This window comes from Paenibacillus sanguinis 2301083 = DSM 16941, from assembly GCF_000374825.1.
Classification (GTDB): Bacteria; Bacillota; Bacilli; order Paenibacillales; family Paenibacillaceae; genus Fontibacillus; species Fontibacillus sanguinis.
This window is the reverse complement of the sequence record NZ_KB895386.1, coordinates 143,174-169,362: the sequence shown is the minus strand read 5'-3', so window position 1 is coordinate 169,362 and position 26,189 is coordinate 143,174. Positions and strand designations below refer to the sequence as shown.

23 protein-coding genes, 1 pseudogene and 1 riboswitch are annotated in these 26,189 nt (G+C 49.4%); of the genes and pseudogenes, 3 read left to right on the top strand and 21 right to left on the bottom strand.

Features of this window, described 5'->3' with window-relative positions:
• Positions 1–194, top strand: a pseudogene (locus tag C557_RS25620) (group II intron reverse transcriptase/maturase); the annotation flags it as partial.
• A 106-nt stretch (positions 195–300) separates the two neighbouring features.
• On the opposite strand, the gene glnA reads toward C557_RS25620, so the two are convergent.
• From glnA to metA, 19 genes are all read right to left on the bottom strand, one after another.
• Positions 301–1,725 carry a type I glutamate--ammonia ligase gene (glnA, locus tag C557_RS0117015; RefSeq protein ID WP_018753095.1) on the bottom strand — a complete coding sequence of 475 codons (1,425 nt, stop codon included), beginning with the start codon at positions 1,723–1,725 and terminating at the stop codon, positions 301–303.
• A gap of 263 nt (positions 1,726–1,988) precedes the next feature.
• On the bottom strand, positions 1,989–3,032 hold the full coding sequence (gene aroF, locus C557_RS0117010) for a 3-deoxy-7-phosphoheptulonate synthase (protein ID WP_018753094.1): 1,044 nt from the start codon (positions 3,030–3,032) through the stop codon (positions 1,989–1,991).
• 270 nt (positions 3,033–3,302) lie between these two features.
• Positions 3,303–4,022 (bottom strand): CAP domain-containing protein, encoded by a 720-nt coding sequence (locus tag C557_RS0117005; protein ID WP_026263538.1) that lies wholly within the window; start codon positions 4,020–4,022, stop codon positions 3,303–3,305.
• A 108-nt stretch (positions 4,023–4,130) separates the two neighbouring features.
• A complete protein-coding gene (locus C557_RS0117000; RefSeq protein ID WP_018753092.1) occupies positions 4,131–5,090 on the bottom strand; it encodes a 4-hydroxy-3-methylbut-2-enyl diphosphate reductase in 960 nt (319 codons plus the stop codon).
• A 64-nt stretch (positions 5,091–5,154) separates the two neighbouring features.
• Positions 5,155–6,612, bottom strand: a complete 1,458-nt coding sequence (locus tag C557_RS0116995; protein WP_018753091.1) for a sensor histidine kinase — start codon at positions 6,610–6,612, stop codon at positions 5,155–5,157.
• A 1-nt stretch (position 6,613) separates the two neighbouring features.
• Positions 6,614–7,303 carry a response regulator transcription factor gene (locus C557_RS0116990; protein ID WP_018753090.1) on the bottom strand — a complete coding sequence of 230 codons (690 nt, stop codon included), beginning with the start codon at positions 7,301–7,303 and terminating at the stop codon, positions 6,614–6,616.
• A gap of 165 nt (positions 7,304–7,468) precedes the next feature.
• Entirely contained in the window at positions 7,469–9,109 is a 1,641-nt protein-coding gene (locus C557_RS0116985) for a S1C family serine protease (RefSeq protein ID WP_018753089.1), read from the bottom strand.
• A 144-nt stretch (positions 9,110–9,253) separates the two neighbouring features.
• The gene (locus C557_RS0116980; protein WP_018753088.1) at positions 9,254–9,907 is read right to left on the bottom strand and encodes a response regulator; all 654 of its coding nucleotides are present in this window, start codon (positions 9,905–9,907) and stop codon (positions 9,254–9,256) included.
• Positions 9,894–10,946: a HAMP domain-containing sensor histidine kinase gene (locus C557_RS0116975; RefSeq protein ID WP_018753087.1), complete on the bottom strand. Its 1,053-nt coding sequence runs from the start codon at positions 10,944–10,946 to the stop codon at positions 9,894–9,896. The genes C557_RS0116980 and C557_RS0116975 overlap by 14 nt, the downstream gene beginning before the upstream one ends.
• A 3-nt stretch (positions 10,947–10,949) precedes the next feature.
• Positions 10,950–11,882, bottom strand: coding sequence for a cell wall-active antibiotics response protein LiaF (gene liaF, locus C557_RS0116970; RefSeq protein WP_018753086.1), 933 nt, complete (start codon positions 11,880–11,882; stop codon positions 10,950–10,952).
• A gap of 262 nt (positions 11,883–12,144) precedes the next feature.
• A complete protein-coding gene (gene tnpA / locus C557_RS0116965) occupies positions 12,145–12,618 on the bottom strand; it encodes an IS200/IS605 family transposase (protein WP_018753085.1) in 474 nt (157 codons plus the stop codon).
• A 189-nt stretch (positions 12,619–12,807) separates the two neighbouring features.
• Positions 12,808–12,957: a hypothetical protein gene (locus C557_RS25205; protein ID WP_018753084.1), complete on the bottom strand. Its 150-nt coding sequence runs from the start codon at positions 12,955–12,957 to the stop codon at positions 12,808–12,810.
• Between the two features lie 129 nt (positions 12,958–13,086).
• Positions 13,087–13,773, bottom strand: a complete 687-nt coding sequence (locus tag C557_RS0116955) for a 3D domain-containing protein (protein WP_018753083.1) — start codon at positions 13,771–13,773, stop codon at positions 13,087–13,089.
• 86 nt (positions 13,774–13,859) lie between these two features.
• A complete protein-coding gene (thrS, locus tag C557_RS0116950; protein WP_018753082.1) occupies positions 13,860–15,800 on the bottom strand; it encodes a threonine--tRNA ligase in 1,941 nt (646 codons plus the stop codon).
• A gap of 388 nt (positions 15,801–16,188) precedes the next feature.
• Positions 16,189–17,121 (bottom strand): putative sporulation protein YtxC, encoded by a 933-nt coding sequence (locus tag C557_RS0116945; RefSeq protein WP_018753081.1) that lies wholly within the window; start codon positions 17,119–17,121, stop codon positions 16,189–16,191.
• A gap of 115 nt (positions 17,122–17,236) precedes the next feature.
• Complete coding sequence (gene mqnC / locus C557_RS0116935; protein WP_018753079.1) at positions 17,237–18,373, bottom strand: cyclic dehypoxanthinyl futalosine synthase; 1,137 nt, start codon at positions 18,371–18,373, stop codon at positions 17,237–17,239.
• Between the two features lie 147 nt (positions 18,374–18,520).
• On the bottom strand, positions 18,521–19,690 hold the full coding sequence (locus tag C557_RS0116930) for a trans-sulfuration enzyme family protein (RefSeq protein WP_018753078.1): 1,170 nt from the start codon (positions 19,688–19,690) through the stop codon (positions 18,521–18,523).
• Entirely contained in the window at positions 19,690–20,877 is a 1,188-nt protein-coding gene (locus C557_RS0116925; protein ID WP_018753077.1) for an aminotransferase class I/II-fold pyridoxal phosphate-dependent enzyme, read from the bottom strand. The genes C557_RS0116930 and C557_RS0116925 overlap by 1 nt, the downstream gene beginning before the upstream one ends.
• Positions 20,878–20,894: 17 nt before the next feature.
• Positions 20,895–21,830 carry a homoserine O-acetyltransferase MetA gene (gene metA, locus C557_RS0116920; RefSeq protein ID WP_018753076.1) on the bottom strand — a complete coding sequence of 312 codons (936 nt, stop codon included), beginning with the start codon at positions 21,828–21,830 and terminating at the stop codon, positions 20,895–20,897.
• 125 nt (positions 21,831–21,955) lie between these two features.
• Positions 21,956–22,086: riboswitch (SAM riboswitch) on the bottom strand.
• A gap of 451 nt (positions 22,087–22,537) precedes the next feature.
• Here metA and corA point away from each other — a divergent pair.
• On the top strand, positions 22,538–23,473 hold the full coding sequence (gene corA, locus C557_RS0116915) for a magnesium/cobalt transporter CorA (RefSeq protein ID WP_018753075.1): 936 nt from the start codon (positions 22,538–22,540) through the stop codon (positions 23,471–23,473).
• 214 nt (positions 23,474–23,687) lie between these two features.
• Here the strand turns inward: corA and C557_RS0116910 are convergent, their stop codons facing one another.
• Complete coding sequence (locus tag C557_RS0116910; RefSeq protein ID WP_018753074.1) at positions 23,688–24,692, bottom strand: HRDC domain-containing protein; 1,005 nt, start codon at positions 24,690–24,692, stop codon at positions 23,688–23,690.
• Between the two features lie 250 nt (positions 24,693–24,942).
• Between C557_RS0116910 and C557_RS0116905 the strand changes: the two genes are divergently transcribed.
• Positions 24,943–25,245, top strand: a complete 303-nt coding sequence (locus C557_RS0116905; protein ID WP_018753073.1) for a DUF3055 domain-containing protein — start codon at positions 24,943–24,945, stop codon at positions 25,243–25,245.
• A 4-nt stretch (positions 25,246–25,249) separates the two neighbouring features.
• Here C557_RS0116905 and C557_RS0116900 read toward each other — a convergent pair whose 3' ends face one another.
• On the bottom strand, positions 25,250–26,134 hold the full coding sequence (locus C557_RS0116900) for a 5'-3' exonuclease (protein WP_026263537.1): 885 nt from the start codon (positions 26,132–26,134) through the stop codon (positions 25,250–25,252).
• Between the last annotated feature and the right edge of the window lie 55 nt (positions 26,135–26,189).

Here is a 26,189-nt window from a genome sequence, read left to right as displayed (position 1 = left end):
AGTGGAAACGAGTACGCACACGAATCCGCGAACTCCGAGCGCTTGGAGTACCCGAATGGGCCTGCTTTAGGATGGCAAACTCGCGGCGAGGCGCATGGGAAATGTCTCGGAACACAAATAATGCCCTTCCCACTTCCTACTGGGAAGCGAGAGGGCTGAAAAGTTTGCTTTCACGTTACTTAGAGCTTTGTTAACCTTTTGGAACCGCCGTATGCGGACCCGCATGTACGGTGGTGTGAGAGGACGGGGGCTTGCCGCCCCCTCCTACTCGATTACAATGAGTAGTATAGCGGGGTTGGTTTACAGGTCGTAATACAATCCGAACTCGTAAGGGTGTACTCTTACGGAAACAGCTCTTGCTTCAGCACGCTTCATCTCAACGAAGTTATCGATAAATGCCTTCGTGAATACTCCACCTTGAGTCAGGAACTCATAGTCGTTTTCCAAAGCATTAAGCGCTTCGTCCAACGAACCTGGAACACTGCGAATGCCTGCTTTTTCTTCATCAGACAATTCATAGATGTTCTTATCAAACGGTCCATAGCCCAATTTGTTAGGATCGATCTTGTTCTTGATCCCGTCAAGGCCCGCCATCAGCATAGCCGAGAAGGCCAGGTAAGGGTTAGCTGTGGAGTCCGGTGTACGGAACTCGATACGACAGCCTTTTGGAGTTACAGCAGCTACAGGGATACGAACCGCAGCCGAGCGGTTGCCTTTGGAATAGACCAGATTTACTGGTGCTTCAAAGCCAGGTACCAAGCGTTTAAACGAGTTGGTACTTGGATTTGTGAAAGCGATAATAGCTGGTGCATGATAGAGAATACCACCGATATAATGCAGCGCCGTTTCACTCAGGTTAGCATAAGCACCTTTTTCGTAGAACAAAGGAGTATCTCCATTAAAAATCGATTGGTGAACATGCATCCCGCTGCCATTATCGCCAAATAGCGGTTTAGGCATGAAGGTTGCCGTTTTGCCGAATTGAGCAGCTGTGTTATGAACGATATATTTATATACCATCAGGTTATCGGCTGTTTTCAACAGGGTATCAAAACGGAAGTTGATTTCCGCTTGACCCGACGTAGCCACCTCATGGTGATGACGTTCTACCTGAATGCCTGCTTCGTCCAGCAAACGACACATTTCACTGCGAAGGTCCTGGCCTTTATCCGTTGGAGCAACCGGCACATAACCGCCTTTGACCGGCACTTTGTAACCCAGGTTACCTCCCTCTTCCGTACGTCCCGTGTTCCAAATCGCTTCCTCGGAATCTACCGAATAGAAGGTTTTGTTCATGCCGTTCTCATAACGAACATCGTCAAAAATGAAAAACTCGGATTCTGGTGCGAAGAAGGCAGCTGTACCTACACCGCTTTGTTTCAGGTATTCTTCGGCACGCACGGCCACGCTGCGCGGATCGCGCTCGTAACGGTCGCCGTCTGGCGTATAAATATCGCAAAATACGTTCAAAGTTGGATGTGCGGTAAACGGATCAACAAACACCGTACCACAATCCGGCATCATAACCATGTCAGATTCCTCGATACCCCGGAAGCCCGGAATGGAAGAACCGTCAAAGGCAACCCCGTTTGTAAAAGTATCCTCATCCACTTCTTTAGCCGGGAGAGTGATATGGTGCGCTCGTCCCGATAGATCAACAAAGCGGAAATCTACCCATTCGATTTGCTTTTCTTTGATTGTTTTTAAAACGAACTCTGCTGACATAACTCTTTCCTCCCCAAATCACGAACATTAAACCCCTTTGGTGCGATTAACGTTCATCCTTTAGTTTTATTCTGTCGTCATTATAGGACCATTGGAGGTGAATCGTCAATAGCTATGTAAGGTATTTTTATTCCTTATGTAAGGTATTGTTACGTTCAGTACAAATTAATCGACAAAAAGTATAAAAGTCCACTCCCCTTAGGGTGAGTGGACTCTCGGACTTTGAATAAAAATCCGAAAATACTATAGCTAAACCTCTATACCTAAACCTGCAACGGAGTCTTGGGTGTATCAAACCGTTTGCCCACAAGGGGAGCCAACTTCTCCAAATCCTGCAGTAAATTGGCAAATTGGTCAGGGAACAGGGATTGCACACCATCTCCGGTCATTGAATTGTCCGGGTCTGTATGCATCTCAATAATTAAACCATCTGCCCCGGCGGCTACGGAGGCCTTCGTCATCGGTTCTACCAATTCGCGCCGGCCCGTGCCATGGCTTGGATCAGAGATCACCGGCAGATGGCTTAGGCTTTGCAGCACAGGGATAGCCGAAAGATCCAGCGTGTTGCGTGTGTAAGTCTCAAACGTACGAATCCCGCGCTCACACAGCATTACATTCGGATTCCCTCCGGCCAGAATATATTCCGCCGCATTGAGGAACTCATCATAGGTAGCGCTGAAGCCGCGTTTCAGCAACACGGGCTTGCCACAAGTCCCCAGCTTGCGCAGCAAATCGAAGTTCTGCATATTGCGCGTCCCGATTTGCAGGATATCTGCGTATTCTGCGCATACATCAACATACTCGGGTGTCATGACCTCGGTAATGGTCAGCAAGCCATGTTTCTTGCCTGCTTCCGCCATCATGATGAGTCCTTCTACACCCACCCCTTGGAAGCTGTACGGTCCCGTACGGGGCTTAAAGGCGCCACCACGCAATATTTGCCCGCCGGCCGCCTTGACCAGCTTGGCAATCTCGTCAATTTGCTCTGGGGATTCTACCGCACAAGGTCCTCCCATCACTACCAGGTCACCGCCGCCAATCTTGACATCACCGATGGAAATGACTGTATTCTCCGGATGGAAGTCCCGGCTAGCCAATTTATAAGATTTAGAAATTTTTATGACATTTTCAACGCCCTGCATTTGACGCAAGTGCTCGGCCAGCTTGGGCTCTATTGATCCGATCAGGCCAATGACCGTATGGTCCTTTCCTCGCGATACATGAGCTTGCAGGCCTTCCTTCTCGATAACCCCGATAATTTCCTGCACACGCTCCTCTGGCGTTTGGTTGGAAGTAATGACGATCATCACATCTTCATCCTCTCTGATTTATAAATTGAGGCCTAAAACGATAACGTTAAATAGCATTTTCAATATTGTGCTCACGTTATTTTAAATTTAAATGCTTTTTCACTTAGACGCTTGTTCGCTTTTAAGCTTTTATTCATTAAAGTAAATATAACGAATCTTCCCTCTCCCGTCAAGACTAAAAAGTCCGACCTCCCCTGAGAAAAAAAGAGACTGGGGAATCATTCCCCAGCCTCTTCTACAATTTATAGTGCTAAATCACCTTAAAGCCTACCGTCCCACAAACTCCTGAGCCCAGTAACCGTTATAATAGCCCACGCCGATCAAGTTATAATTAGCATTCAATATGTTCGCACGGTGGCCTTCGCTGTTCATCCAGGCCGTAACTACTTCTGACGGACTCTTCTGTCCCATGGCGATATTTTCACCCGCATAGCTATACGGAATGTCAAAGCTCGTCATCATGTCAAAGGGGGAGCCATATACAGGCGAGGTGTGGCTGAAGTATTGATTGTCATTCATATCCTTGGCTTTCGCCAAAGCCATCCCGTTCAGGGCAGTATCGCCCGACAATGGGGCAAGCCCTTGCTTGGCCCGCTCTTGATTGACAAGCGTAATAACCTCAGTAGCAAATTGGGATTTCTCCCCCGCCTCTGCTTGCGTATTATTTACCGGAGCAGGAGCAGGCTGATCAGGCACTTGTCCAGGAACATTGCCATTCTGCGTATCGTCACTAATTGGCTCAGCATCCTTAACATTATCCTCAGACGCTTGCGGTTGCCCATAAGATACCCAAGGCAGCCAGTAGTTAACATTGGCCCAAGGACTTGAGTCTAAGCTTGTATATAAAGTATGAGTGCTATATATTTTTACCGTCTGGGTCTCCGACTTAGCCGCCGCTGAGACCGAGGCCGGCATAAGAATGGCTGCTGCCAATAAAGCCGTTGTCCCGCCCATCATCCATCTTCTCCATCGTATGGATTGATTCATGTGGTCATCTCCTTGATTATGTTGTTTGGTTAGGTTACACTTTTGTAACCTTTCCTCAAGAAGCATAACATGAATGTCCACGAGATGGAGCCCCGCAAATGTTGGAAATTAGTTTTCTTTACTCTTAGCCCCTACCTTCACCGGAGGCAACAGCTTTTTCATATTTATCGTACGTACAATTTCCCAGGTTGACGCATCATCAGGATCATATTGCTCCAGATACTGAATGACTTCCTTCGTAATTGGCGTAGGTGTGGATGCCCCCGAGGTCACAGCTACCTTCTGAACTCCTTCCAACCATTCCCGCTTAAGCTCCCCTAAGTCGGCAATCCGGTATGCCGTCACTCCGGCAATTTCTTCCGACACTTGAGCCAAGCGATTGGAGTTATTGCTCCGGGGATCTCCGACAACGATAACCAGGTCGGCCTCTCCCGCCTGCTCGGCAACCGCTTGCTGCCGCACCTGAGTAGCCAAGCATATCTCATTGTGAACCTCGGCACCTGGGTATTTCTCCAGCAGCTTCTTCATAATGTGCTTGATATCCCACTGACTCATCGTCGTTTGGTTCGTAATCACAAGCCTGCTGGTCGTAAGGTGCAGCTCTTCAATTTCCTCTTCCTTCTCGATCAGATGCACCTTGTCTGGAGCCACACCCACGGCGCCTTCCGGTTCAGGGTGCCCCTTCTTGCCGATATAGATAATTTCGTAGCCTTCCGCCACCTTCTCTTTGATCAGCACATGCGTCTTTGTTACGTCCGGACAAGTTGCATCCACCGTCGTGAGTCCCTTGTCCCGGGCCAGCTTGCGAACCTCAGGCGAGACACCATGGGCGGTAAAAATGACCGTTCCCTTCTCCACCTGACTTAATATTTCCAGCCGGTTAGGACCATCCAGCGTGATGATGCCCTCATCCTCAAACGAAGTAGTAACATGGCTGTTATGCACAATCATGCCCAGTATATATATTGGCCGCGGCAGATCGAGATTTTTGGCAGCTTGCCTGGCCAGAACCATAGCATCCACAACTCCATAGCAATAACCGCGCGGCGAAATTTTCAAAACTTCCATACTGTTATATCCCTGCTTTCTCGTCCCCTGAATTTCCTGACGGAGAGGACCCTTCTATTATAGCTCATTCCGGCAGGGCATTAAAGGACGCAGGCAACCAAATGAGGAAGGTCGTGCCTTCTCCACGCTTGGTCATCACCTCCACAGACCCTTCATGCTCATCAATAATCCACTTGGCAATCGACAACCCCAGACCTGTGCCCTGGATAACACCTCGAGACGGATCTGCACGATAGAAGCGCTCAAAGATATGCGGCACTTCACTACGGTCCATACCGATTCCTGTATCCGCCACACGAATACCTACCTGATTATCCACTCTGACCGCATCCAGCTCTACCCTTCCAGTCTCCGTATATTTGAACGCATTTTCAATGAAAATAAACAACATTTGCTGCAAATAGTCCTTGCTGCCATGGATCATGGCTCCGTCAAGCGCACTCAAATCCCCAGGCACCCACTCTGCCTTTCGTGGCAAAAACTGCGCTCTCCGCACCACCTCTTCAACCACAGGCTTGAACAGCAGCGGTTCCTTGTTCAGCGTCTGCCCGGCATCCGCCCGGGCCAGGGACAGCATATCATTGATCAGGCGACTCATTCGCTCCGATTCAGCGGCGATATCATCAACCGCTTCCAGTGAAAAGTTCTTCACCTGCTCGTCCTCGGCTGGCTCCAGGCTGCCCAGATCCCGATTCCACATCCGCTTGAGCAAATCAACATTGCCCCGAATAGTCGTAAGCGGGGTTCTCAATTCATGAGAAGCATCTGACACAAAGCGACGTTGCGTTGAATAAGCTTCATCAAGCTCCCGGTAGAAGCCCTCGGTACGTTCCAGCATATGATTGATCGTGCCAATCATCCGCCCGATTTCATCATTTGGTCCGTCGTAGTCAATACGGACACTAAGATCATTGCCTGTCTGAATACCATTTGCCGCTTCAATAATTTTGCCGATAGGGGCCATTGATTTATGAGCAAGGAACAACCCTAGCGTGCTGGCGAAAATTATGGTAATTAACGAACCGAATGACAGCATCGTTTGCATCTGCTTCATCAGTCGATCCTCTGCATTGGTATCCGCAGCCAATTGCAGAAGCCCCACAATTGTATGTGATTCCAGCGTCAAGGCTCGCTCATATAACAGGTAGGAGTTGCCGTTAATCGAAATTCTCTGGAATTTCCCATTAACGATATCCTTCATCTCCGGCACAGGAAATCGGATTTCACGCTCGGTCAATGCCGGAGAGCGGCGAATATTGCTTTTAACATAATTGTTCAGTTGCCAGAAAATTCTGGCATCCTCCAGACGGATGATTTGCTCGGGCTCCAATTGCATATCCCAGCCCTGCGTCAAGGTAATGTTCTGGGTACTGAGAATTTGCTCAGCTTGCTCCACTACTCGCTTTTTCACCTCTTGGTACGTATTTAACCATACCAGCGCGTACAGAGAAGCGCCAAATAGAATCAGCGTGACCGCCAAGATTGCTGTATACCATGCAGTCAGCCGCAGCCGAATCGACATGTCAAGCTTCTCCTCTCAAAATGTAGCCTGCGCCGCGAATCGTTTGAATGATGCGTCTGCCGCCAGATTCCTCCGTTTTTTGGCGTAGCATGGCTATATAGACCTCCAGTACATTCGATTCTCCGCTATAATCATAACCCCATATTTTGTCCATAATTAAATCCCGGGTTAACAGCCGCTTCGGGTTTTGCATAAATAGATGAAGCAGCTCGAATTCCTTAGCTGTTAGCTCCAGACGTTGTCCGCTACGCATAACTTCGCGGGAATCCAGATCCATTACGACATCTTCAAAAATCAGTCTCTGGCTGCTGTTCTCTCCATTGCTTTCCTTCCGGCGCAGCAAGGCCCGTACCCGGGCCAGCAGCTCTTCTAATGCAAATGGCTTCACGAGATAATCATCCGCTCCGGTATCCAGTCCTTTCACCCGGTTCTCCACCTCATCCTTAGCAGTCAGCATGAGCACCGGAACGGTGCTCCCCCCCTCGCGCAGACGGCGACACACCTCAAAGCCGTCAACCTGAGGCATCATGACGTCCAGAATAATCAAGTCCGGATCCTCGCTCAAAATCATGGACAACCCTTCTGCTCCGTTGCGGGCTGTAAACACATCGTATCCCTCAAACGCCAGGCCACGGCGCAGCATGGACGTGATTTTCTCATCATCATCAATCACTAGAATTCCCGATCTCACCCGAATTCTCTCCTTTCTAACCGCTTGATCTTTATCCAAATTGAACTTAGTTTTACATAGTTCTATTCTACCAAAAGAAAACGCTTCGTCCCATCAGGTACAAAAAGACGGCAGGCTTTAAGTGCCTGCCGCCTTTACTCGCCGTTACTGGCGCATTGGCGTCACTTATTGCATGTTGGAGAATTGGTTCCTGTCTCCGATCTTCACATCCAGGTCGATGCTTCGTCCGTCACGCACCACGTTTAGTGTCACCTTCTTACCAACCTGTTGCTGTTGAATGAACTCAATCAGCTTTTCTTTCGTAGCAAACTTTGTTCCGTTCGCTCCGATAATAATATCGTAAGGACGAAGATCAGCGTTGTAGGCCGGTGACTTGAAGACAATATCCGTCACGATCGAGCCTTCCTTCACATCGGTCTCCATTTGCTTGGCTACCTCATCCGTCATTGTCATCAAGGTGGCCCCAATGAACGGTACCGGTTTTTTCGGAATTTCCTGATTATTCTTCAACTGTTCAATCACTTCAGTAACCGTGCTAGTAGGAATGGCAAAGCCAATCCCCTGAGCATCAGAGCTAACGGCAACGTTAATGCCGATGACTTCTCCGTTCAAGTTCAACAGCGGGCCACCGGAGTTACCCGGATTAATCGAAGCATCCGTTTGCAATAAATGCTCATACTCACGATCCTTCTCCCCGTTGTCCCCTGGAATCGTAATATCCCGTTCTTTGGCGCTCAGCACCCCGATTGTTACCGTATGATCGAATCCCTGCGGGTTGCCGATGGCAACAAGCCATTCTCCAACTTGGGTATTATCCGAATTCCCTAATGGAATAGAAGGAAAACTATCGTCGCCTTCAATCTTCAGCACGGCCAGATCAAGCTCATAGCTCTTGCCCAGAACCTTGGCTTCGTAAGGCTTCTCCGTTCCCTGGACTGTCACTTGAACCACGTCGGCATTATGGACCACATGCTCGTTAGTCAGAATATAGCCCGTTTTATCGAAAATAAATCCGGAGCCAATTCCTGTCGGCACTAACTGCCCCGAACCGGAAGAGGAACCCTGGCCATTGTTGCTGCCGTTCCCGTTGCCGCCGAAGCCAAAGATATCATCTCCGAAAAAGTAGCGAGAAAACGGATCATTGCCGTATGGGCTGGTGTTGCTGCGTTGCTTGCTGGCATCGGCAAGCGTTTCAATCTTGACCACCGCCGGCCCCGCCTGATTGACCACATTGGTGACATCCCCTGAATTCGTCATGGGGTAAACCGCAGTGGACGCCCTGTTCCCTGTAGACGAGTTTGTGGTCGATGAAGTGCTCGCTGGTGGGGCAGTCGTCGTAGCCACCTGATCCGGCGTAAATAAATTCTGCCGATCAGCAAAGAACATCGCGCAGGTGACGATAAGCATTCCCGCCAGAGCACCGGCAATTACCGAGCCGACCGTGGATCTTCTCGGCGGCTTGTTGTACTGCCAATTCCCGCCGTTCTTTGCGGGAGGCTTGCCTGACCCGTCACCACCACCGGAGCCACCGCCGCTTTCGGAGCCGCGGCGAATCATATCGTAGGATGAAGGAAGCGGCTTGATAGGTTGTGGTCTGGTAATTTCCACTTCCGAAGGCTCGCTGCGTTCATAGGAGTTATCTTGCGCTTCCTCTCGTTCCTCATCCGGCTTGCCATAAGATTGAAAAGGACCGTAGGCGTAATAATATGAAGAGCCGGACTCCGGAGATTGTTGCGACCCTACTTCCACCTCGCTCCCATTCTCTCCAAAAGATTGGCCTGACTTGTTTTTTTGATTATCATCCATGACGTTTGACCTCCTTCCCCCTAACAATTTAGGGGCAACTTGTTTTCTTGTTTTTATTCTGTACCAGAAACCTTAAATACACCTTAAAAACAATTAAAAAGGAGATAAAAGCAAAAAACATGGACACATCAAGGCTTCATTCAACTAGGGATTAACCCAGCCCTGACGATGGGCAAAGATCGCCAGTTGCGTTCGATCCTCCAGTTCACACTTCATCAATAAATTGCTGACATGCGTCTTGACCGTTTTAATGCTGATATGTAGTTCCTCACCAATTTCCTTGTTGCTCTTCCCCTCGGCAATCAGCAATAGCACTTCCTTCTCACGTTCGGTCATGCCAAGCTCATCGCCCTGAACTGTACGTTGACGCAGTCCTCGGGCAAGTGCCTGCGAGACATCGCCCGTCATAACGGGCATTCCACGGAATGCTCCTTGCAGGGCATAGATCAACTCCTCTGCGGATACCGTCTTGAGAACATAGCTAACCGCCCCCGCTTCAACCGTCTGCACCACGAGATCATCTTCCAGAAAGCTGGTCAGGATAACGATCTTCATACCTTGAAATCTGCGCAGGATCTCTCGCGTCGCTTCCGCTCCATTCATGATTGGCATCATCAAATCCATGAGGATAATATCAGGAGGGCCGCCCGGAACCCCTTGCTCCAGTAAATCTACTGCCGCTTGTCCGTCTCCGGCCTCGGCAATGACTTCAAACCCGTCATCCAGCATAAGATACGTTTTCAACCCCATGCGCACCATATCATGGTCATCCACGATCATTACCTTAATCTTGCTCATCGCGGCTTCCTCCTTGATGATCCTCAAATTTGGGAATGTGAGCTCGAATCGTCGTACCCGCGCCGGGCTTGCTGATGATTTCCACATTGCCCCCCAGCTTCTCGGCACGCTCGCCCATCGTCATCAACCCATACGATCCCTGCTTGGGATGCCCGTTTACAAATCCCTGACCATTATCGCTGATACTGAGCACAATTCGATGCGCGCCCTCGCGCAAGGACAAACTGACCATATCCGCTTCGGCATGTTTAACGATATTAGCCATGGCCTCCTGAATAATCAGGAACAATTGATGTTCCTTCGCTTCGGATAGATCTCCCTGAACATCAACATCCTTGATGCCTTTCAGTCCGTTTTGCCGACAATAATCAGGGAACCACTGATCAAGCGCTTCGGCCAGGGTCTTCCCCAACAATTCCATGGGCCGCAACTGGGCAATCAAGGCCCGCATCTGCTTTTGGGCCGTATTGGACATTTGAATCAATTGGCTGATAACCGTGTCCGCCTGGGCGCGATTGAGCTCAAGCACCTTCGGCAAGGAGGAGGCCGACATATGTATGGCGAACAATTGTTGACTGACGGTATCGTGCAAATCCCGAGCCAGTCGTCTCCGTTCCTCCAGCACCGCCTTCTCGGCCTTCTGTTCCTTCTCCACGACCTCCTGCTCGCCCAACTGCTGCAGAAGCTGCATCTTTTTCTCAACCGCTTCGCTCATGTTGTTAAATTCCTGATATACACCGCTGAAGGTCTGATCCGCCATCTCCGGCAAGCGTACAGACAAATTACCCTTCGCTACCTGAAGCATGCTCAAATGCAAAGCATCGATCTTCCGTTGAATGTGCCGCCCGGCAATATACCCGATGATTAGCGACAAAAAGAAGATGCCTGCTATATTATAAACCCAAACGGAAGCATCCTTGACCACGATGATCCCGGTATTGGCTCCGATATAGAAGACAACCGCTGACAAACTGCCTGTCAGTAGAAAATAACAGAGCAGCTCCCATTTCGTATTTTTTAGAATCCGCTGGACAATCATACGCTAACCCACCATATTAACTTTGATATCACCAACAAATACGCTGACGACCAGCTTGACCTTCTTGCTGGCTTCCTCATAATACGGTGATTCGACAGTAAGACTGCTCATAAACCCGCCTTGCTTCTGATTCAACAGCTTTAGGTCGCCAATAAAAGCACTGGACTCTACTATAATTCCGATATCCATATCGTCAGGAACAAAAATCTTCACATCCCCAATAAACGATGAGACGTTAAGGTGTGTTTCACCATAAGGAATTTGCGCTTTCGTCAGGTCAATGACCGTATCGCCAATAAAGTGAGAAATATTCATAGGGGCAAGCTGAAAATAATCCTGTCCTACGCGAACATCCCCAATAAAACCGGATTTCTGGATCACTGGCCCCTGATCTTCTGCAGTATGTCCATAGTAATGACTGGAATCCCCTGATTTCTGCCCTGCTGTCGTTTGCTTCTTTTGGGCCCTTTCCTTCTGCTCCATCTCAGCAAATATGGAATCAAGGGGAGATTCCATCTCGGGATGATAAGCAGGTGGAGCATCAAAAGGGTTAGGTGGTGGCGGCACCTCCGCTTTAGGCTTGCGAGGCTCACGCGACCGTGGCTTTATCAATAGATGTAATCCGCCCGCAATCAAGACCACCGGAATCAAGAAAGGGATCACTTCCCTAGGACTCAATACCGTATACCCCATATTTCGGGCCAGTAAATAACCACCGACTAACACCAGCACCAAAGCGCCGATAAAGCCCCCCCGGCCACTACCACTGTTCACAAATTGGATGAGACCAAAATAAATAAGAATCGCCGGCCAATAAGTTCGGAATAACTCACCGAGGTCGAGATCGACGACACCAAGCAGATTCAGCAAAAAAATCACTCCTGCTCCAATCAGCAGCAGGCTGGTTAATAATCTTCCAAAAAAGCCGTGTTTCATTTGGCTAACCTCCCGTAAACAATCCGTTAATGCCATTTTACTTAAATCCGCAATGGCTGAACAGCGGCGGAGGACGGAATGGCCCTCGGTCTCCAGACGGAGGAGCTGACCCAGGCAAATAAAAGGAGCACCCGTCCAACGGGTGGTTTGCTCTTGGGGTATAACCCCCTGTTGCCAAACTGCGCCTAAAGACGCTAGCCTGACAGCAAATCTGTTCAGGCTCAGTGTTATTTGTCACTTTCACTTACCAGTTAAACTGGTTTTACTTCTTTTTGCTCCTATTGCTGCTAAATGGATCTTCGTATTCTTTTACACTCAGCTTATCTACCGCTTGGTCATGTGCTTCTTGCTCACGAATGTATTTTGCTACGGTCGCCTCATTTAATCCCACGGTGCTTACATAGTACCCTTCAGCCCAAAATTTTCGATTCCCATATTTATACTTTAATTGCGCGTGCTTCTCAAAGATCATTAGCGCACTTTTCCCCTTCAGATATCCCATGAATGCCGATACAGATATTTTGGGTGGTATGGCTACCAACATGTGTACATGGTCAGGCATCATATGCCCTTCTATGATCTCTATTCCCTTGTACTTACATAATCGTTTGAATATTTCGATTAGATCTTTCCTCACTTGATTATAAATCTCTTTCCGTCTATACTTCGGGGTGAATACAATGTGGTATTTGCACATCCATTTGGTGTGCGCTAGACTATAGTTCTTGTTTGCCATCTAAGACCTTTCCTTTCAATTGAGCCTGAACATCTCAATTCTATCGGAATGGTCTTGGTGGTCAAACCCTCGATCCCTCCACCCGCATAGCGGGTGGTTTTTTGTTTCCCACGCTTCGCGTACTCAACTGGCTAAAGCCTAAATAAAAGGAGCACCCGTATCTGGATGCTCCGTGCTCTTGTGCTATAACTATTGTTGTTTGCTTTCAGGAGTCGCTGCATTACGGGAAGCCTTCGCCTTTTGCGTAACGGTCGCGGTGCTTTCCTCAGCAAATTCTGCATTAAACTTCTCGTTAGGTGTTTTGTAACCTGGAGAAGCTGCTTTCTTTTGGTTTTTCATGAGTTTCACCTCCCTGTCGCATAACACGGTGAAATCTTAAAATCACCGCTTTGGTAGCTCCAGTTACCGGGCCACGTAGCTTATTATGCGAACAGGCGAAGAAAAATATGCGACAAAGCGGGCAAAAGATCAAATGGCCTTCTCCCATAAATGCTCCGGGATTTCCTTACCGACTTCCATCGCTTGGCCTAGCTCCTTCAGCATCGCCTCGGTCAGCCTGCCACTGCCCTTGCGAACGATCTGAACCTCCACTTCTTTCTTGCCCCACTCTTTATATACTTGCTTAGTCGTATCAAAATAGAGGTCAATCTTATGTCCACGAATGGCTGAGCCTTTATCAGCCACCACGCCATAGCCATAACCAGGAATGTACAAAATGGTTCCAATCGGAAACAGCTTCAAATCGGCAGCGATAGTAGATACGGTTTTTTTGTCCCGTCGAACCTTCACGCCGGAATACGTAATGCCATATTGCGGATGGCTAGGCTTCTTGCCGGTGGATTCATAACCTGCGGTATAGCCCGTAGCCATGACCTTCACCGTCTCCACCGCTTTCTTCGCCGACGACGCAGGCTTTACCTGTTTGCCTTTATCGGTAGTCATTCCCCACGGTTGAAGCTCTCTGAATAGCTGCTCATTTTGTATGCGAGCTTGCCGTTGCTGTGTCCACTCCGTAAAGCGGCGAGCCTCGCTGTGAGCCTGCGTTTGCTGCGGATGCGGTATATAGCCGGGCAAATCAGCAGCCACCACAACGGCCAGCAAGCCCCCAAGCAAGCCCCATTTGCTAATACTTTGCCTCAAACGAAATTGACGCATGTGAAAACCTCCCCCTTTATTCCGAAGGTTTTCCACATGCGCCAAACTTTATACACTAAAGATGCAGCTCAACAAATCAGCTTTTATTATGAAATGACGTGGTTACGGATCTCTTCTTGCAATGCAGCAATGACCTCAGCCACCGGCTTGGCTCCAAGATCGCCTTCGCCGCGCTTACGAACAGACAACGTGCCGCTGCTTTGCTCGTTTTCGCCAACGACGAACATATATGGAAGCTTCTCCAGCTGAGCTTCCCGGATTTTATAGCCCAGCTTCTCGTTGCGCAGGTCGCTTTCTACACGAATGCCTCCCGCACGCAGTTGATCCTCAACCTCACGAGCATAAGCCTCAAAGTTACCCGATACCGGAATGACCTTGGCCTGAACCGGAGAGAGCCACAACGGCAGATTGCCAGCAAAATTCTCCAGCAAGAAAGCGGTGAAGCGCTCCATAGTACTGATGATCCCGCGGTGAATAACGACCGGACGATGCTTATGACCGTCATCCCCGACATATTCCAGTTCAAACCGCTCTGGCAGCAGGAAGTCCAACTGGCAAGTGGACAACGTTTCTTCCTTGCCAAGGGCTGTCTTGATCTGTACGTCCAGCTTCGGCCCGTAGAACGCAGCTTCACCTTCCGCCTCATAGAATGGCAGTCCAAGGGACTCGACAACCTCGCGTAGCATACGCTGCGACATTTCCCACATTTCGTCATCCGGGAAATACTTCTCGGTATCCGCTGGATCGCGATAGGATAAGCGGAAGCGATATTCCTTGATTCCAAAATCCTCATACACCTGCTGGATCAATTGAATTACGCGGGCAAATTCCTCCTTGATTTGGTCAGGACGACAGAAGATATGCGCGTCGTTAAGCGTCATTGCACGAACCCGGTGCAGCCCGGTGAGGGCCCCGGACATCTCATAACGATGCATCAGGCCCAATTCGCCTACGCGTACCGGCAGGTCACGGTAACTGCGCATCTCGCTCTTATACACCATCATATGGTGGGGACAGTTCATCGGACGCAGAACAAATTCCTCATTATCCAGCACCATCTTCGGGAACATATCCTCCTGATAGTGCTCCCAGTGTCCGGAGGTTTTGTACAGGTCAACATTCCCCATCACCGGAGTATATACATGCTGATATCCCAGTCGTTCCTCGATATCCACAATATAGCGCTCCAGCGTGCGGCGCAAGGTAGCTCCCTTTGGCAGCCAGATCGGCAAGCCTTGACCTACCAGGTTATTGAACGTAAAGAAGTTGAGTTCCTTCCCCAGCTTGCGATGGTCTCTCTTCTTCGCTTCTTCCAGGAAATGCAGATGCTGCTCAAGCTCCGCCTTCTTCATGAACGCTGTGCCATAAATACGTTGCAGCATTTTATTGTTGCTGTTGCCGCGCCAGTAAGCTCCTGCCACGCTTAACAGCTTGAACACCTTGATTTTGCCCGTGGAAGGCACGTGTGGTCCCCGGCACAAGTCGAAAAATTCGCCTTGATCATAGATGGAGATGACGCTATCCTCTGGCAAATCGCGAATCAGCTCCAGCTTATAAGGATCACCAAGCTCTGTGAAGATGGCTACCGCTTCCTCCCGGCTCACTTCCCGGCGAGTAATCGGCAGATTTTCACCGATAATACGTTCCATCTCCTTCTCGATCTTCTGCAAATCCTCAGGATTTAATGGCTGCTCAAGATCCATATCGTAGTAGAAGCCATCCTCAATCACAGGCCCAATGCCCAGCTTGACTTCTTTGTTGCCGTATAAGCGCTTCACAGCCTGAGCCATTAAGTGAGCACTGCTGTGGCGCATGATTTCCAGGCCATCGCTGCTGTCGCCTGTAATAATTTCCACCTTGGCTCCATCCACCAGCTCCGTACTCAAATCCACGGCAACCCCGTTTAGCTTACCTGCCAATGCATTTTTACGCAGGCCGCTGCTGATGGAAGCCGCAACATCCTCCAAGCTGCTGCCTTTGGCGTATTCCCGGACCGAACCATCCGGCAATGAAATAGATACTGTCATTGTCTTCTCCTCCTTGGAATATTGTGTATCCGGAGGCGGACAACAAAAAAAGCCCGTCCCGGAAAGGGACGAGCGTTATATACCCGTGGTTCCACCCTCATTCGGCCTTCCCGCTGCATTTGATACCCACGAGACAGACCCTTATTCGGCATTGAGTAACGGCAATGAACCGGCAATCCCTACTACTGTTAATGATCGTAGAGGTTCGGGAATGCAGCTACAAAGGGGTAAACCAAAAGCGAAACCGAAGGGAATTCCAGCCAAGTTCCCTCTCTCTGAGCTGTTCAAGCATTTTGATTCATGTCTTTGTCAACGCTTTTGAAACATCAACTTCGGAGTAATTATAAGCCTATTCTCCCTAACTCGTCAAGGCAAACAGCTTTACCGCCTAAAAATCCCGGGTCAGAGCAGCTGACTCCAGCTTACGCACTTCTTGATGAAACAGTTGGCAATGCGGACAATGCAGGCATAATTCCACACGCTCTCCAAAGATACGGCTGATCGTTTTGATAATCTGCGCATCCGGCTCCTGCGTATGCAATAATATCCGCTCGGGGGACAATGAGATCAGTGTACTTACGATAACATCCTCCATTTGTATCTCCTGATCAGCAATTCGAGCAACCACACCCCCCGAGTCGGGGACATGAATAGCTGCAAATTGCTCGTTCAGAATTGAAAATTCCGGACCCTGTTTATGCATCAGATGAACGAGCGGTGTCAACGTTTCCTGCAAGCCAACAAAATACTGGAGCAAGCTGATAAATTCCTCATATTGCTGATCATGTAAATAATCATCCGTGGCCAAGTCTATGGCCTCACTCAGCATAGTATCATAAGCCTTAAGCCGAAACGCAGCAAAACCGCTTAATTGAAGCTGTGGACTGGTCAGTAAATAATCGTACAACGCCCTATAAATCAGGGACGTTCGCCGACCCCACTCCCCGTTTTCCGGATGAGCCGCCAGCATGCTCATAACAGCCTCTGCGATGAATTGCTCCTCTTCTCGCGAAGCGAAGCTATATTCCCGTCTCATTATACGTAGCACTCGCTTCGGTTCCTCAACCTCAACCAGATAGTTAGCCAACTCCCGAGCCAGAACATCGATCAAAGGATTACCATCTTGTCCTGCCTCGAACGGAACAGAACTATCCGTTGCCAGAACCGCTTCCAGCCATTCTCCAGAAGCCGTGCCAAAGCTCACGCTTACCCTGAGATCATGCAAATGCTGTAAGCTGCACACAACCTCATGCATCGTATTCTTGAATCGCTCTTCCGCTTCCGCGGAGGCGCAATTGATTCGTACTGAGAAAAAATCCATGAACCTGGCCCCCTTCCGCTTCCTTCTCCAAGTATATGGTGGTGAGGAAACGGATATACAGAAAACCGTCCATGGAATGAAAGGCAGCTTTACCATCAAGCTGCCAGAGTAATATTCAATTTTGCATAATGAAGTCGCGTTCAATGGTGCTTTCTTTATCAAATTTGCGGATTATATCATATCTGGTATTGCGCTGTGCCGGGATTTTCCCCGCCTCACGAATAATGGACAATATAGATTCAATATTCACCTTGTACGTTGCGCCAGCCGACGATACCACATTCTCTTCGATCATCGTGCTGCCAAAATCATTGCAACCGTATTGCAACGAAAGCTTGCCAACCTCTGGTCCCATCGTAACCCATGAGGATTGGAAATTTTTAATATTATCAAGAACGATTCGACTGATGGCTACTGTCTTCAAATAGGACTCCGGCGTTTGGCGCTCAGCCTTAAGATTGGTATTGTCCGGCTGGAACGTCCATGGGATAAAGGCCAGAAAGCCTTCTGATGGATACTTGTTCTGAATGCACTCGTCCTGAGCTTCACGCACCCGGAGCAGATGCAGTGCCCGCTCCTCCATGGACTCACCAAACCCGATCACCATTGTTGCCGTGGTGTTCATTCCGATTTTGTGAGCCGTCTGCATTACATCCATCCAGTCCCGCCAAGAGCCCTTCAATCGGCTGATTTTACGACGTGTACGATCATCCAGAATTTCCGCTCCACCACCTGGCAGTGAATCCAGCCCGGCGGCATGAATTTGGCGCAGTACCTCCTCCAGCGACAGGCCTTCAGACACTTCCTTCATTTTCAAAATTTCGGCTGGGGAGAAGGAATGCATTGTAATGTCTGGAAAGCGTTCCTTGATGGCCTTGAGCAAATCTGTATAATAGCTGAACGGCAAATTCGGATTTGTTCCGCCCTGCATAAGAATCTCTGTTCCGCCAACGTCGATTGTCTCCTGAATCTTCTGGAAGATGACCTCATTAGGCAAAACGTAACCTTCTTCGGAGCCGGGACGACGGTAAAACGCACAGAACCGGCAATAAACATCACAAATATTCGTATAATTGACATTCCGTCCAATGACGAAGGTGGTGATAGGCTCCGGGTGTCTGCGTTCCATCAAAATGTTGGCGGTGTGCCCTATCTTTTCCACTTCATCGGATTCAAACAACCGGATCGTCTCCTCCAGGTCGAGACGCCCTCCTTGAAGCGCTTTGTTCAATATATCGTCAATTGCAGTCATCGGCTTCACTGCCCCCCTTAACACTATAAAGATAAAAATATAAATGGTGAAAATTTAAGATGATAACTCAATCCTAACACAATCGTGGGCAGAAAAACAAAAGAAAAAAAGGCCGCTGGCACGCGACCTTCAGAATTGATGTAACCATCAGCAGTTTTTCAAGGCTTGATCCAGATCGGCAATTAAATCATCGACATCCTCCAGCCCTACCGAAAAGCGCAGCAGTCCGTCGGTGATCCCTCGCTCGGCACGAACCTCAGGTGGCATCGAAGCATGAGACATCATTGCCGGGTAGGAGAGAATACTCTCTACCGCGCCAAGGCTCACCGCTACCAGAGGCAGCTTCACCAGATTCAGCAACTGCTTGGCCCGTTCGCCGGAGCCTACATCAAAGGATATTACAGCACCGTAGCCGCTGGATTGCTGCTCCTGAATAGCCCGGCCCGGATGATTTGGCAGCCCCGGATAAAAGACAGCTTCGATATCCGCGCGGCGGCTCAGCCAATCGGCAAGCTTGCGTGTACTCACTTCGCAATGCGCCATACGTGTCGCCAGGGTTTTCATGCCACGCATAAGCAGCCAGGAATCCTGGGGACCCAATACCGTTCCTAAACCATTTTGCACATACTTGAGTTGTTTGGCCAGTTCTTCTGTTCTTGCCACGGCCAATCCGGCCAGCACGTCGCTGTGACCGCCAAGGAATTTCGTCGCGCTATGCAACACGATATCCGCACCAAGCTCGATGGGACGTTGATAATAAGGAGTCATAAACGTGTTATCAATAATGCTGATCAGTTGATGCTCCCGCGCCCACGCAGCAATGTCGGCAATATCTGTAATTTTCAAGGTTGGATTGGAGGGAGTCTCCATATAGACGGCTTTGGTGTTGGGCTTGATCGCGGCCTTCACTTGTTCTGGCTGCGTCATATCCACAAACGTTGCTTCGATATTCATCCGGCTCAGGATGCTCGTCAAAAGCCGATAGGTGCCACCATAGACATCCTCGGTTACGATGATGTGATCACCCGCCGAGAAGATCATGAAGGTGGAAGATATCGCAGCCATCCCGCTGGCAAAAGCAAAGCCCTGCACCCCGCCCTCCAGCACGGCGATATAATCTTCTAACGCCTGACGCGTCGGGTTGCCGGAACGGCTGTAGTCATATAATGGCGGGTTGAAGATGTCGTGATGATGGAACGTGGAAGCTTGATAAATAGGTACACTGGATGCCCCTGTCTCCTGGTCCACTTCGTTGCCAAAGTGAATCAGTTTCGTTGCGAATTTGGGCTCCTGCCCTTGCCAACCTTGCTCACTCATTAGGCTCGTCCTCCTTCAACTTCTTGACGCGCCGCTTCCAGCGCCGCGCTCAGATCAGCAATCAAATCGTCTACATGCTCAATACCGACGGAGAAGCGCAGCAAGCGGTCGTCAACACCAACAGCCTCACGGATTTCCACAGGAATGTCCGCATGGGTTTGCACGGCCGGATAAGTCATTAAGGACTCTACGCCGCCCAGGCTTTCGGCAAAGGCAATCAGCCGCAGATGGCGCAATACAGGCTCCACATAACGGGCATCCGTCACTTTGAAGGAGAATATCCCTGTATTACCGCTGGATTGTTTGCGTTGCGTTGCATATCCTGGATGGTCTTCCAGACCCGGATAAAATACCTCGGCAATCTGCGGATGCGCCTGCAAATACTTGGCGATTGCCAGCGCATTGCTCTGATGCCGTTCCATCCGCAACGCCAAGGTCTTCATACCTCGCATTAACTGATAGGAGTCGGAGGGACTCAGCACGGCCCCAATCGAATTATGCAGCATTCCGATTTCAGCCGACAATTCCTGTCCCTTCGTTATAATAAGACCGGCCAGCACATCATTATGTCCACCCAAATATTTTGTGGCGCTATGCACAACGATATCGGCGCCAAGCTCCAATGGCCGCTGGAAATAAGGAGTCAACAGCGTGTTGTCGACAATCGTCAGCAGGTTGTTGCTGCGAGCCCACTTGGCCACAGCTTCAAGATCCGTAATCATCATCAAGGGATTAGTTGGTGATTCAATGATAACAGCCTTGGTATTAGGCTGACGAACACTCTCCAGAGCTGTCAGATCATTGGTATCCACGTAAGATGACGTTACGCCATATTTAGACATAATTCGTTCCAGCAAACGATAGGTTCCTCCATACAAGTCCAGCGACACGATGAGGTGGTCCCCTTGGGCAAACAGCATAAATACCGTCTGCAAGGCAGCCATCCCGGAGCTACAGGCAAACCCGGCATCACCGGACTCCAAAGCTGCAGCCGCTTCCTCCAATACTGAGCGGGTCGGACTCTTCGTACGGGCATAATCGAACCCCGTGCTTTGCCCCAGACGAGGATGGCGAAATGCCGTCGCTTGATAAATCGGATAATTAACAGCACCCGTCACCGGCTCTTCCAACGAACCGATTTGTGCCAATATGCTCTCAATGCGCCATTCTTTTCTTTGCTCCCCCACCTGTAATCACTCCTGCCTCAAATTTGATATACAAAGTCCGCCAACTGATCGATGTCATAAGGCGTTTCTTGATACACATAGTAATTTAGCCAATTGGAAAACAAAAGGTTAGCATGTGCACGCCAGGTAGACCTAGGGGCCCGGGAAGGATCATCATTGGGATAATAGTTCACAGGCAGCTCGATCTCCATTCCTTTAGCCACGTCCCGGTCGTATTCCCACTTCAGGGAATCAGGATCGTATTCCGAATGTCCGGTTACGAATATTTGCTTCCCATCCTGGGCGGCCACCAGATAAATGCCCGCCTCCTCGGATTCGGCCAAGATTTTGAGTTCTGGCTGATGTTCGATATCGGAACGCAACACATCGGTATGACGGGAATGTGGAACCTGGAACACCTCGTCAAACCCTCGCAGCAGCTTTACATGAGGAGCGGTAACCGTATGCGAGAACACACCAAAGCATTTCTTCGCCAAGGGCACTTTGCGTACACCATAATGGTGATACAAACCGGCTTGTGCCCCCCAACAGATGTGCATGGTGGAGGTCACATGTGTTTTGGTCCACTCGAAAATCTCCTGCAATTCTGACCAGTAATTGACCTCTTCAAATTCCAGTTGCTCCACCGGCGCTCCAGTCACAATCATTCCGTCGAACCGAAGATTTCTGATCTCCTCAAAGGTCTTGTAGAACATTTCCAAATGCTCCGCAGGCGTGTTCTTTGAAATATGAGAGCCAGGATGCAGCAATACAATTTCTACCTGAAGCGGCGTATTGCCAAGCAACCGCAAAATTTGCGACTCTGTCGTCTCCTTGGTTGGCATCAGATTCAAAATAGCGATGCGCAGAGGGCGAATATCTTGCTGATAAGCCCGGCTCTCGTCCATGACAAAAATATTTTCGCTTGTCAGCACTTCCTTGGCCGGCAAGTGATCCGGTACTTTGATCGGCATGGTCTAAGATCAACTCCTTCTTGTTGTAGCGTACAAATCATATCGTTTGAACGAAGGGGCATAGTAGTACAAGAAATGACCTCTCTCACGGGGGAGAAAGGTCATTACGTATCCGGTATGCGCCTCTCTCATCTCTCAGAAACGGACAAGCCATTACAGCTTGCTCGCTCTGCAAGAATTAGCACCGCTGCGATGGGTTGCATCGCCGGTTGCCGGGTATCATCGGGCTAGTCCCTCCACCTGCTCTTGATAAGATTTCGCTATATTTAATTGGTCTAGAGGAAATATGGCTCAACGCCTACTCCCTGTCATCACTTTAATGTATCAGATAGCATTCCGTCAAGAACCTGGGAGAAAAATCACATTAATGTTTTAGGTTGAAACATGTCATTGGCAGGCGTTATACTAGACAAGTGCCTTGAGAGCCTGGCTGGGCTTTAAGGCAACGCTTAACGCGAACAAAACTGGCAATAGCGAGGTGAAACCGAGGATGGAAGGCGACCCGAGTCCGCAGAGGACTACCCAGGCATTACAATTGCATAGGAAACCGAACCGCTGGGTGCCTGCGGAACGCTTGCGGCACTTTCATTTCCCGGTGTTTGCATAAACGCCTTATTTGGCGTTACCAGGCAGCCAGCCTTCTCTTTCCTATGCTCTAATTAGAGCAAACCCTGACCAAAGTGTCCGGGGAAAGGGAGTGAAAGTTTATGAAAATCCGTCATGTCAAAGCCGGCGTTTTCACTACGGTTGAAAATGTGGAATTAACGACAACCCCACCGGAGGAAGGCTTCTACTGGATTGATGCAGACGTAAGCGATTTGGCACTGCTGCAGCCGCTGTTCTCCTTGCATGATCTGGCTGTAGAGGACTGCCTGACCGAAGAGGAGCAGCGTCCCAAAATTGAAACCTATGATAACCATTACTTTATTGTTGTCAACAGTATTCGGTACGATGACGAGGAAATTTTTCTGCGCGCCTTGAGCCTTTTCCTGGGGCGGCATTATATTATTACGGTAACCAAACAAAAAATTAACGAGCTGCGCGCGGTAAAGCCAATTTTATGGGAGCAAGAGGTGAGCGAGCCTGACCGCTTTCTGTATCTCCTGGTTGACTTGGTTGTTGATAACTACTTTACCGTCGGCGACCGAATCGAAGTCAAGATCGAGAAGCTGGAAGAGGATATTCTGATGCACACCAAACGCTCTCATCTGAACGAAATTATCGGGCTGCGAAGCGAGATTTTGTGGTTAAAGAAAGTGCTTGGTCCGCAAAAGGAAGTCATCAATGTACTTAACAAGAAGGACTTGCGGCTGATTGATGATCAATTACAGAAATATTTTAGCGATATCCATGAGAATGCCGTTAAAATATCCGAGAACTTTGATACATTTCGCGAGCTTGTAGGCAACTTACGTGAAGCTTATCAAGCTGCCATCGCCAACCGCGCCAACGAAATCATGCGTGTTTTTACGGCGATTACGACGATATTCATCCCGCTTACACTGATTACCGGTATTTACGGAATGAACTTTGATAATATGCCTGAGCTGCATTCCCCATATGGATACTTCATTGTCCTGGGCATTATGGCTGTACTGGGCTTAGGCATGTTCTACATTTTCCGGAAACGGGATTGGATTTAAGTGCGAGTTCAAAAAGTCGGGTTTACTGGACCAAAGCTTAGGCTTCCGATGTGCGTTTTTTCAAAACGCTTAAGCCCCGATGAAGCTAGGGACGTAAGTAGCGGAGCTACATGTTTTCGGAGAAGGCGACTTTTTGAACAACCTCTATAAGTAAATAAAGGCCAACGGGGGGGAATAATTGCCTCCTATCGTTGGCCTTTATTTATGATGCATGTTAACCTGCCTGACGAGCGCTCTCCTGATGGTGGCGGTAACGAATGCGGATGAGCCGCAAACGCTCGTATAGCGTATTAACTCCTTCGGCATCAGCAGTATGGTCGCCATACACCTTCTGCAACACCGGCTTCAGCAAGGCGTCGCCCAGCTCCTCGTAAGCCTGCCAGATCGCCTGCCGTTCTCCTTCCGACATCTCCGCAAGCTCCAAACTAACTAGCTGATCGATATTGTAGCCCTCCTTGCCCAGGTCCTCCAGCAGCTCAATAGCTTCTCGACGCTCCAGGCCCGTTCTTTCACAAATATCTGCCAATTTGAGATCAGCAGCCAACGCCTCCAGCACAGCCCGGCGAATCCCGTATTTCTCCATCTCCTCGCGGTATTTGTTTTCCTTCTGCTTGTACATCCAGGAACGAAACACCTCGGCATCCAGTTCCTCATCCACCCAATCCAAAGGAAAGATTCGCGCTTGTTGCTCTTTTCGGGTAATATCCAGCACCTCGGCGCCAAATTCGCTGGCCTTGTTCTGTCCGACGCCAGGCAGTTGGAGCAATTCCTCTTCCGTCTGGGGCAGGAACACGCTGATCATCCGCAACAACCGATTGCTGCCAATCAGATAGGGAGCCTTGCGTTCTGCGGACGCCTTTTTCCTCCGCCAAGCCGCCAGTTTCTCGTACACCGCAGTATTTTCATTGATCTCGCTATAACAAAATAGCTTCTGCGCCGCCAACCCACGTCTGTTGAAGGCCTGCCCTTCATCCCAGATTCCCTCTACAACAGGGTGAAACCCCTCCGCCATCCTGGCTGCCAGACGATGACGATAAATATGAAGCATCTCCGACCAGGAGGCTCCCTCATACCAAAGCTCCTCCTGTTGTCCATCTGCGATGAACTCGTTCCAGCCCATCCGCCATACTCCCTCTTCCTCCCCAATCCAGACCTGGGCTCCTTTCCTCACCACCCCGCCACTCTTCTTCTCCAAGCTGTTCAGAAATACGATTCGCATCCTTCCGCCTCCTTAAAAATGTTCGGTTACGCCAACCAAGCCTATTTGCCCTTCTCCAGGCCAAGAGAATGCAAAAAAAGCACCTCTGTGCGCTAAGCGCAACAGAGGTGCTTCCTCCAGACGTAACCTGATATCCCTAATAATACCACATTCTATTTGGCTGTCAATGCAAAATAGTGCTGCTACTCATCGCTACATTTTCCGGTATAATAGTGACAAACATTCACTCATATCTAAGGAGGCTTAACCGATGAATGCGCCACGTCAAGAACTTGATTTTCTATCCGATAGCACGGAAAGCACCTCAACCCGCTTCGTTACCTTCATCGGCGGTTCGTTAAAACGGTTTGATCTGGCCGTTACAACGACCAACCGTTTCTACGGCAAAAAGCTGGTAGCCGACATACAAAATGGCCGAACCGCTATTCTAGGCACCGATGATCTGGACGAAGAGGGTTATCTCGAACATCTCTTTAGCTTAAATGAAGAAGAAGCTGCTGAGCTCCGCACTTTTCTCTATCAGGTCCTCGGTGAACCCTACTTTACGGATTAATCACCTAGACAACACCAAGCCAGGAGCTGATACTCGCCATTTCCAGCTCCTCAAATTTTGATACAACCAGTGAAGGATTAAGCTCAAAACGGCAAACATCAGCCTCGCAGTTCAATTCTACGTCGCAGCGTATCGTGGCCAGTTGCCGGGATAAATGCAGCATATCCAGATCGGTCTCGATTTTTGTGCGAACCGATTTGGATAGCTGCTCCAGGTTGGCCAAAATGCCTTCAATGGAGCCATATTCCTGCACCAGCTTCAAGGCCGTCTTCTCTCCGATGCCCCGCACACCAGGGTAATTATCGCTTGTATCTCCCATCAGACCCTTCAAATCGATAATTTGCTGTGCAGTCAAGCCCTTCTCTTCCTTCAAAACCTCCGGGGTATACACCATATAGTTGCCATGGCCCTTCTTCATAATGAGGACATGCGTACGTTCGCTAACTAGCTGCAACATATCATGATCTCCCGTCAACACCAGCACATCCATGCCTTCCTGTCCAAAACGGGCAGACAAAGTGCCAATGCAATCATCCGCCTCATAGCCAGGGCAGCTAATGTTAGGTATGCCCAAGCTATCCATAACCTCGCGAATGATGGAGAACTGTGGAATCAGATCTTCCGGCGCCTCTGAGCGATTCCCCTTGTATTCACTGAATTGCTCTGTTCGAAATGTTTTGCTGCCCAGATCCCAGCAACAAGTAATATGGGTTGGTCCAAACCGCTGCACAGCATCCCAGAAATAACGCATAAATCCATATACTGCATTCGTTGGCACTCCCGCCTTCGTCCGCCGGATATAACCGGAGGCCGCCGATGCATAATAGGCCCGGAACATCAAGGCCATCCCATCGACCAACATAATTGTGTCTTTCCCACTCTGTACCACATTCACTTCCGGCCTAGCCACCTTCCTGAACACCTTCGTTTTATCCTTGCCACGT